Genomic DNA, 8,684 nt, shown 5'->3' on the forward strand with positions numbered 1-8,684 from the left:
CAGATTTTGCCGCTCTTTGTGCGGCCCTTTGGTTACAGTTAAACCCCAGGTAATTAATGGCGCGGCATCGCCCGGCCAGCAGGTCATCACCGGCAGCTGGCTCAGGTCTACCTGCTCCCCGGTTAGCACAATTTGCTGACAGGCGGCTTTTTTTACCTGCTTAGGAGACATATTTAATACTTGCTTAAATAATGGCAGCTTGCTGAAAGCATCTTTCAGACCTTTTGGCGGCTCAGGCTCTTTTAAAAATGCCAGTAATTTACCGACTTCACGCAATGCTGAGACATGTTCCTGGCCCATGCCGAGCGCCACCCGTTGCGGCGTACCAAACAGGTTGGCCAGTACCGGCATGCTATAGCCTTTCGGGTTTTCAAATAACAGGGCCGGGCCGCCAGCCCGCAATGTGCGGTCGGCAATTTCAGTCATCTCCAGCACCGGGTCTACTTCGGCAGTTACCCGCACCAGTTCGCCGCGTTGTTCCAGCTGGCTGATAAAATCGCGTAAGTCTTTATATTTCATGCTTCGGATCAGGCCTTGTCAGTTATTGCCAGCTATTATACAGCTCTGCTCTGTGCTTACCAGTTCTGACCTGCTCTGCAGCGGGTCTGGTATTTAGCCAGCTTTATAACAGTGACAGGGGCATTCAACTCAGCACAATACGGTGGCAGAACAGCAAGGGGTTAAAAAATATCAAACAAATTATCAGACAGTTACGTGTTAACGTTTGCTGCGATGCAGCACAGCGCTTATGAGTCGTTACCCGACAGTGCTGAGTTATCAGGCCGGCACTAATCAGTGGCGATAGCAGAATAAAGTTGGCAATACTGGCTGATAATCGCTAAAGTTTGGCTAACTGTTTACCATAGAAAAGGTTATTGATGGATTTTCCGGCGCAAATTAAACAACAGACGTGCAGTGATTGTTTAAGCGGTCAGTCGTTAGGTTTTCAAATTCGCATGGCGTTTCAGCCAATAATTGACTGGAAATATCAGGTTATCTGTGGCTACGAAGCGCTGGTCCGTGGCCCTGAGGGGCAGGGTGCTGGCTGGGTTTTTCAGCATGTCAACGAAGAAAATAAATACTATTTTGACCAGGCATGCCGGGTTAAAGCCATTGAAACAGCATCTAAGCTCGGCTGCAATACCTACCTGAATATCAATTTTTTACCCAATGCGGTGTATAACCCGGAAACCTGTATTAAAGCGACCATAGAAGCGGCTGATTTATATGGCTTTGACTTAACCAAACTGGTATTTGAAGTGACCGAAGGTGAGCAAATTCCGGATAAAGACCATTTAAACCGGATATTTCGCAGTTATGCGAAACGGGGTTTTAAAACCGCTATTGATGATTATGGTTCAGGCTATGCCACCCTCGACTGGCTGGTTGAGCTGCAACCGCATATTTTAAAGTTGGATATGGCGCTTGTCCGCAATATTGAAAACAACCCGGACAATCAGTTCATTATCGAGCAAACCATTGTCCAGTGTGAACGGCAGGGCACCCTGGTGCTGGCCGAGGGCGTCGAAACCAAAGCTGAACTGGAGTGCCTGCTGGGATTGGGTATTCGTTACTATCAGGGTTATTATTTCGCCCGGCCGGAGCTGGAGCGGTTAATTACCACCGCCGAGCTTAACGGCATGAAGTAACCCGGACGCTGTTGCGCCCGGGTTGTCAGCAGAGAATATGAAGCCGCCGGTTAAAAATCGTAACTTACTCTGCCATACACCAGTCGGCCAGAGCGGCCATAAGGTGAGTAGTTAGAGAATGGCGTATTACCGGTCGTGTTTAAATTAACCGGAAACGCATCCGGATATTCATCAAGCAGATTGTCAGCGCCAAATGCCAGTTTCATATTGTCAGTCAGCTGATAGCGCGCTTCGACATCAAGCAGCGTTTTTGCATCCAGGGTAAAATCGTTAGCCGGGTTAGCATTAGGCGCAAGTACTTCTCCATAACGGGTGGCCCTAAAGGTGGCACCGAAACGGTCAAGGCTCCAGTTAATATGCGCGCCTAACTTGCTTTTCGGATTGCCTTCTTCATAGGTCAGCACATTTACCCGGCCAAACAGCTCGGGGGCAGGATCCAATGCAGACAACTCAGCGGTTTCTGGCGTGCGGGTAACATCAGTGCTGTTGAAATTAGCAACCAGGGTGAAGTCAAAACGCCCGCTATCGGTAGTAAACACCGGGTAATTCGCGACGATATCCACCCCCTGCGTTTCCGTATCAACCCCGTTGATAAAAAAGCGACCGCCACCAATCCCGATTAAGCCAAGCGATTCCAGATAGGCTCGTACATTGGGCTGTGTCAGGTTTTCAGACAACACAATTCTGTCATCAATATCTATCCGGTAACCATCTATGGTCAGCGTTAAGTCACCCAGCCGCAGTACTGCCCCAAGCGAAAAATTAACCGACTCCTCCGCGTCCAGCGGGGTGGCGCCTAGGGCGATGGCGGCCGGATTATTAACCGGAAAGGTAGTAATATCAAAGGGTACGCCGTTAATAAAATTGGTTGAGGTGCTGGTAAAATACTGCTGTTGTAACGACGGTGCGCGAAAACCATTCTGAACACTGCCCCGCAGCCCAACACTTTCAGTGACATCATAACGCAGTGCCAGTTTGCCGGTCAGGTTATTGCCAAAGTCAGAATAGTCTTCGGCCCGCACCGCGACCGAACCTAGCAGGTTATCGGTAATATTGGCTTCAAAATCAACGTAAACACCAACTGCCCGGCGGCTTTCATCTACTTCATTGGCCGGTCTGAAGCCGGGGAATACCTGGGCGCCGGACTGCGTCGGGTTGCCATTAGGTAATAACACACCGCCGTTGCGGTACGAGTCAGGTTCGCCGGCAAAAATGGCGTAGCCTTCGCGGCGCACTTCAATGCCGGTTGCCATATTTACCGGCGAGGCAAAGCTAGCCACATCAAATGAGGTAACGGCAGAAAAGTTAAATACCCACTGGTCGTATTCGAAGCCCCCGGCGTCAAATTCGGTTTTACTGGCAGCACCAAGGGAGCGGTTCACTGTATTTTCAATGGTAAATGCCATTTCGTTCATGCCGTATACCACTGAGGCATCCATACTCCAGTCTGCAAGATCCCACTCGTAGCCTATGGCAACACTGCTGTCAGTCACGTCAGGGGCAATAATCGGCAAAAAACCGTCAGGGTGGATTTCAATCACGTTGCGATCATCGAGCGCCCGCCGGTAAAAGCCGCCGGAGCGGGCAGAGCGGTCCTGAAAACTGGCCCAGCCGTAGAGTTTACCGTTGTCCAGCATCATGCCGGCATTAGCAAACAGCGTAAACTGTTGCAGTTCCGGTTCGCCATACCAGGCATTAAATCGGTCAATAGTTTGTTCCCGCGGATCATAATTACCGTTAACCAATGGATACTGCTGGCGATGATCATAACCGCTGCGCTCAGTGCGCTCAGCGTCTTTCAGTTCTGCAGCAAGGGTAAAATACCCATTGCCAGGCAGGGTAAAGCCTTTCCACAGCGACAAATTGATTGTTTCACCGTCGTTAACATCGCGGCTGATTTCAGCCGGAACACTCCAGGTGGCATTAGCAGGCGGTGAGGCAACCGGCACCGTGTAAGAGCTGTCGCGATAGCCATAGGAAAGACTGACATTACCGCCTTCACTGGCTTCACGTAACCGGACGTTGATAACCCCGGCTATGGCATCTGAACCGTATTGGGCTGAGGCACCGTCACGCAGCACCTCAACGCTGCGGATGGCTGCGGTAGGAATAGTATTTAAATCTACCGCTGAGCTGCCGCGGCCAATGGTTCCATTAACATTGACCAGAGATGCCGCATGGCGGCGCTTGGAATTGACCAGTACCAGGGTCTGATCCGGCCCTAAACCGCGTAAGGTGGCGGGACGAATGGTATCAGTACCGTCAGCCAGGCCCGGGCGCGGAAAGTTAAATGATGGCAGAGCCACCGATAATGCCTGATTAAGCTCGGTTGTGCCGGAGCGTTGCAGGGTTTCGGCACTGATAATATCAATAGGTACTGCGGTGTCGTCTACCGAGCGTCCCGCTACCCGGGTACCGGTAACCACTATTTGCTCGATTTTTTCATCGTCATCTGTTCGGTTGTCGTTACTTTGCGCTTGTACAGCAAACGCCGGGCTGAGCAAAGCGGCACTGATCGCCAGTACCAGAGGGTGTAAAGCTGCACTGCGCATAGGTAAGCTCCTTGTTGTTATCATTAAAACGTAGGCTGCCGGTTTGTGCTTGTCAAACTTCAGCAAACTTTGTATCAGTAATGCAATACTACTGTTAATTCCGGCAGGATCAGCTCAGGCTGATGTGCTGTAGTGATTTTTACCGCAAAACAGGGTAGTCTGTAACAGACATCCAGATGGCTTGTAAGTCACCTAAGGTAAATTGGGGTTTAACCATGCATAAAAATACCAAACTTATTGCTGCCGGCCGGGCCAAAAAATACACCGGTTATGCGGTAAACCCACCGCTGGTTCGTGCGTCAACGATAGTGTTTGATACTTTCAGGGAGCTGAAACAGGCGACGTTGCAACGCGGTAACCGGGTGCCATTTTATGGCCGCCGGGGCACTGATACCCATTTTGCCCTGCAGGAAGCGATTTGTGAGCTGGAGGGTGGTGCCGGCTGTGCCTTGTATCCCTGCGGCGCGGCGGCGGTCAGTGGCGCACTACTGGCTTTTTTACAAAACGGCGACCATCTGCTGATGGTCGACAGTGTTTACGAGCCTACCCGGGCGCTGTGCGATAAGCTGCTAAAAGGCTTCGGCATTGAAACCAGCTATTACGACCCGGCAATAGGGGGCGCTATTGCCGGTTTAATCAAAGCCAATACCAAAGCAATCTTTCTGGAGTCACCCGGCTCTTTAACCTTTGAGGTGCAGGACATACCCGCTATTTGTGCGGTGGCCAGGCAGCATAATATTGTTACCATTTTGGATAATACCTGGGCATCGCCGATTTTATGTCAGCCTTTTGCGCTGGGGGTGGATATTTCAATTCAGGCTGCCACTAAATATATTGTTGGCCATTCCGATATTATGCTCGGCACTGCCAGTGCCAATGAAAAGCACTGGCCAAAGCTTCGCGAACACAGTTATTTAATGGGTTATTGTGCCTCAGCCGATGACGCCTATACGGCACTGCGCGGCCTGAGAACCTTAGCGGTGCGGCTGCAGCAGCACCAGCAAAGCGCGCTTACCATTGCTAACTGGCTGCAGCAGCGGCCAGAGGTGGAAACGGTGCTGCATCCGGCCTTGCCATCACATCCGGGCCACGCCATTTTTCAGCGCGATTTTGCCGGCAGCAATGGCTTATTCTCGTTTGTATTAAAGCAGGGAAGCCAGCAGCAGGTGGCCGCCTTTATCGAGGGTATGCAGCATTTTAAGATGGGCTTTTCCTGGGGCGGCTATGAAAGCCTGATCACCGCTACTATGCAGCTGCAAAAGCTGCGTACAGCCACCCGCTGGCCCTACAGCGGGCCTTTGATCCGACTGCATATCGGCCTGGAGCAAGTGGATGATTTACTGGCAGATTTAAGCGCTGCCTTTGAGCGGTTTCATCAGGCGGCTAATAATTAAGTGGCCTAACGCTGTTGCAAGTTTAGTTTTTTAATGCCTGCAGCACTTTTTTGCTGTGGTTGAGGTTGTCGGCCAACTGATCCAGCAGGGTCTGAACAGTAGCTGATATCTCACCAAGCTTAGTGTGTCTGACCAAGTCAGCCAGTTTATGGTCTTCCTCCAGACATTTATCCAGAATGGCATTTCTGGCATCAGTAGAAAGCAATTGGGTGAGCTTGCCGCCCAGCTTTTGCATCAGTTCTTTATCAGGGTCAGGCCTGGCAGGCAGCTCGTCCAGTTGTTTCACCACTTGTTCGAACGGGTCAATAAAGGCTTCCCGTTTTCTGGCCAGCTCAGTTAAAGGCTCATCGAGATGATACTCTGCTAAAAGCTCAGCCATTTCACGATAGTAATCGGCTGTTTCTATTATCAACTTAAGAATATCCAGGCTGTCAGCCTCGTTATCTGTACGGATAATTGACATGTTAAATCCTGTTCGTCGTTGGCTGCGGTATAGTCCCGCAAATGACCTCTATAGCCTTCGGGATCACACTAAATACAGCCGGCGTTTTGGTTTTAAGTTCACCATCAGCTTCCAGTTCAATTGATCTGGTGGTGGTAATACTAATATTCCGGGCAATTTTACAGCTAACCCGCTGTGCATTTTGCAGGTTACCACTGCGCAGGCCTGGTCCTAATAGCAATAACTGCCACCAGGGCTGAGGTTTAATCCAGAACACATTGAGTTGTCCATCTTGTAACGTTGCCTGTTCAGCAACGATATTACCACCGCCATAATACCGGCCATTCCCCACCGCCAAATGTATAACGTTAACCGAGCAATGCCAGTTGTCAGCTCTAATATTAGCTCTGAAGCTTCTGTTACGCTTAATAGCACTGAGAAAAGCGCCGAGATAAGCAAAGATGCCGAAGTGTTTTTTCGTTTCAGGTGTCAGCTGTCGCGTTACATCGACCCCTAAACCAATATGCGCGACATTTCCAAAGTAATTATCGTTGACCGTTGCCAGATCTATCCGTTCCCGCCTGCCAGCAATAATTGTTTTAGTTGCTGCGATGATATCCTGCGGAATGCCAAGAGAGCGGGCAAAATCATTGGCTGTTCCCAGCGGCAGAATCGCCACGGTGCATTGCTGCTGATAAAGCGTTTTTAATACGGAGCTGATAGTACCGTCGCCACCGGCAATAATCACCGTACCGTCCTGTCGCTGATAATCTACTATTTTTGCCATCATATCTTCAGGACTTTCAGTAACGTGAACAGACAGAGCAAATTCTGTTTTAAGTAACCCTATGGCATCATCCAGCTCAGGGCTCTGAGCATTACGACTATTCGGATTTACCAGTAGCAGTGCATAAGGCAATAGCCTGATCCTTTATATCGTTGTTAAAAATCGTCCAGCAATTAAGGCGCTAACCACCGCGTTCAGGGGTTAGTGTTGCTACCAATGCCATACAGTATTGGTTGAAGATACAATACGGGAGCTCAGCATGGTTAACAATAGCATAGCCAAACAGTGGCTGATTGTTAACCTACCAAGCAGAGTGCCTGTGGTATTTTGCTGCAACTTCATTCATTAACGACAAGTGCACTAACGCGAATAACCATCACTAACAGCACTATTTTTACTCTGCAAACGGGCAAGCATTTTCACTGTTTCAGCTCGGTGCTGAAACAATATCCCAGCAGTGGTCTTAACCTGTCTGATTTTTATAAGACTCGGCCAGCACCAACGCCTTTTGACAAAACTCAGTCTTAAAGCCAGGCTGAAAAAACCACTCAAATTTAATTTCGTCCCAGAAGGTGTCTACTGATCATGGGTAACTCGGATACCTAACGCTTTACTCACCGGAAAGTAACGAGCTTCAGCGAGTTATTTTTCCGGTGCAGTAACTTGTTAGCAGCCCTGCACAAGGGCCGAATTTAATAGTGATAACGACACGAGATTATCGTAATCGCATTGTCATCAACCGCGTAGACCAATCGATTCGTATCGTCTATACGTCGGGACCAAAAACCAGCTAAGTTTTCCTTTAATGGCTCTGGCTTACCAATACCTTCAAACGGTGAGCGTCTAACGTCGTTTATAAGCTTGTTTATTCGTTTGAGCGTTTTTTTGTCCTGGGTTTGCCAATACAGGTAATCGCTCCAAGATTCGTCAGTCCATGACAGTAAACGACTACTCATCAATCAAGTCTCTGCAGGTTACTTTACCTGCTTTGAATTGTTCAATTGAGCGATTTAAATGCTCAGCATTTGCCGGTGAACGCAGTAAGTGCACCGTTTCCATCAGACTGTTGTAGTAGTCTAGCGACATAACCACAGCATCTTCCGAATCACGGCGAGTAATCACCGCGGTATCTGCGTCATTAACTACTGAATCTAGAACCGCTTTCAGGCTATTTCTTGCTTCTGTAAAAGACACAATTCTCATACAACCTCCACATGTACGCTTTACAGGACAAGTATAGCTTTAAACCCTGACATGTACAATATGATGAACATGTCAATTATGACAGCTAACGCCCAAATACAGCGCGGAAAGCCGCGCAGCGGGTTGACGTCGCAGCCAGCGCTTTTTGCTGGCGATAAAATTTTCTTGTTAGGTGAATTTAGCGGACCGAAGTCAAAGCAAACACTAATATGCACAAGCAATATAATCCAATAAAAAGCCAGTTAATAAACAGTACAGACAACCAAGCTTTTGAGTTAAACGAAAAATATTTTCGATTTTCGGTTGTTAATAAAATAAGCGAGCTAGGTAATATAAATATCAATACGAAACCAACAGCAAATATTGAAACTCCTATCCACACCATCGCCATAGCTGCACCCGCGTAATTAGGTGTATTTGGTTCGGTATCGCCAAATAAAAAATAGCCAAAGAACACTAATAAAATAGGGATTAAATTACCCATTAATTGCAGAGTCTTCATGACCATTCCATTCACCTAGACATAATGACTCCCCAAGAGGTGCTGACCTCCGAGTTCGTGGGTTAGTTTTGCAACCAGAGCCATACTGTATTTGTTGAAGATACAATACTGGAGGTCAGCATGGTTAACAATAGCATAACTTTTATCGGCTTAGA

General features: G+C 48.5%; 9 protein-coding genes. 2 read left to right on the forward strand and 7 right to left on the reverse strand.

Going from position 1 to position 8,684, the window contains the following annotated elements:
• Positions 1 to 519, reverse strand: a 519-nt coding sequence (locus R3177_RS10635; RefSeq protein ID WP_318971012.1) for a UbiD family decarboxylase domain-containing protein, incomplete at its 3' end; no start/stop codon positions are given.
• A gap of 437 nt (positions 520 to 956) precedes the next feature.
• On the opposite strand from R3177_RS10635, the gene R3177_RS10640 reads away from it, so the two are divergent.
• Complete coding sequence (locus tag R3177_RS10640) at positions 957 to 1,649, forward strand: EAL domain-containing protein (RefSeq protein ID WP_318971013.1); 693 nt, start codon at positions 957 to 959, stop codon at positions 1,647 to 1,649.
• Positions 1,650 to 1,699: 50 nt separating this feature from the next.
• Here the strand turns inward: R3177_RS10640 and R3177_RS10645 are convergent, their stop codons facing one another.
• Positions 1,700 to 4,201 carry a TonB-dependent receptor gene (locus R3177_RS10645; RefSeq protein WP_318971014.1) on the reverse strand — a complete coding sequence of 834 codons (2,502 nt, stop codon included), beginning with the start codon at positions 4,199 to 4,201 and terminating at the stop codon, positions 1,700 to 1,702.
• A gap of 215 nt (positions 4,202 to 4,416) precedes the next feature.
• On the opposite strand from R3177_RS10645, the gene R3177_RS10650 reads away from it, so the two are divergent.
• Positions 4,417 to 5,595 carry a cystathionine beta-lyase gene (locus R3177_RS10650; RefSeq protein ID WP_318971015.1) on the forward strand — a complete coding sequence of 393 codons (1,179 nt, stop codon included), beginning with the start codon at positions 4,417 to 4,419 and terminating at the stop codon, positions 5,593 to 5,595.
• A 22-nt stretch (positions 5,596 to 5,617) separates the two neighbouring features.
• Here the strand turns inward: R3177_RS10650 and R3177_RS10655 are convergent, their stop codons facing one another.
• The 5 genes from R3177_RS10655 to R3177_RS10675 form a co-directional block, all read right to left on the reverse strand.
• Positions 5,618 to 6,058, reverse strand: a complete 441-nt coding sequence (locus tag R3177_RS10655; RefSeq protein WP_318971016.1) for a hypothetical protein — start codon at positions 6,056 to 6,058, stop codon at positions 5,618 to 5,620.
• Position 6,059: 1 nt separating this feature from the next.
• The gene (locus R3177_RS10660) at positions 6,060 to 6,956 is read right to left on the reverse strand and encodes a lipid kinase (RefSeq protein ID WP_318971017.1); all 897 of its coding nucleotides are present in this window, start codon (positions 6,954 to 6,956) and stop codon (positions 6,060 to 6,062) included.
• A gap of 560 nt (positions 6,957 to 7,516) precedes the next feature.
• Complete coding sequence (locus tag R3177_RS10665) at positions 7,517 to 7,780, reverse strand: Txe/YoeB family addiction module toxin (RefSeq protein ID WP_019677625.1); 264 nt, start codon at positions 7,778 to 7,780, stop codon at positions 7,517 to 7,519.
• A complete protein-coding gene (locus tag R3177_RS10670; protein WP_019677626.1) occupies positions 7,773 to 8,027 on the reverse strand; it encodes a type II toxin-antitoxin system Phd/YefM family antitoxin in 255 nt (84 codons plus the stop codon). The genes R3177_RS10665 and R3177_RS10670 overlap by 8 nt, the downstream gene beginning before the upstream one ends.
• 178 nt (positions 8,028 to 8,205) lie before the next feature.
• Positions 8,206 to 8,529, reverse strand: coding sequence for a hypothetical protein (locus R3177_RS10675; RefSeq protein ID WP_318971018.1), 324 nt, complete (start codon positions 8,527 to 8,529; stop codon positions 8,206 to 8,208).
• Positions 8,530 to 8,684: the final 155 nt, after the last annotated feature.

Source organism: Arsukibacterium sp. (assembly GCF_033722355.1).
Classification (GTDB): Bacteria; Pseudomonadota; Gammaproteobacteria; order Enterobacterales; family Alteromonadaceae; genus Alishewanella.

Excerpts from the sequence above, each read along its gene's own strand:
- R3177_RS10665 (WP_019677625.1), bottom strand. The coding sequence starts at position 7,780 with ATGAGTAGTCGTTTACTGTCATGGACTGACGAATCTTGGAGCGATTAC.
- R3177_RS10670 (WP_019677626.1), bottom strand. The coding sequence starts at position 8,027 with ATGAGAATTGTGTCTTTTACAGAAGCAAGAAATAGCCTGAAAGCGGTT.
- R3177_RS10655 (WP_318971016.1), bottom strand. The coding sequence starts at position 6,058 with ATGTCAATTATCCGTACAGATAACGAGGCTGACAGCCTGGATATTCTT.
- R3177_RS10645 (WP_318971014.1), bottom strand. The coding sequence starts at position 4,201 with ATGCGCAGTGCAGCTTTACACCCTCTGGTACTGGCGATCAGTGCCGCT.
- R3177_RS10640 (WP_318971013.1), top strand. The coding sequence starts at position 957 with ATGGCGTTTCAGCCAATAATTGACTGGAAATATCAGGTTATCTGTGGC.
- R3177_RS10650 (WP_318971015.1), top strand. The coding sequence starts at position 4,417 with ATGCATAAAAATACCAAACTTATTGCTGCCGGCCGGGCCAAAAAATAC.
- R3177_RS10675 (WP_318971018.1), bottom strand. The coding sequence starts at position 8,529 with ATGAAGACTCTGCAATTAATGGGTAATTTAATCCCTATTTTATTAGTG.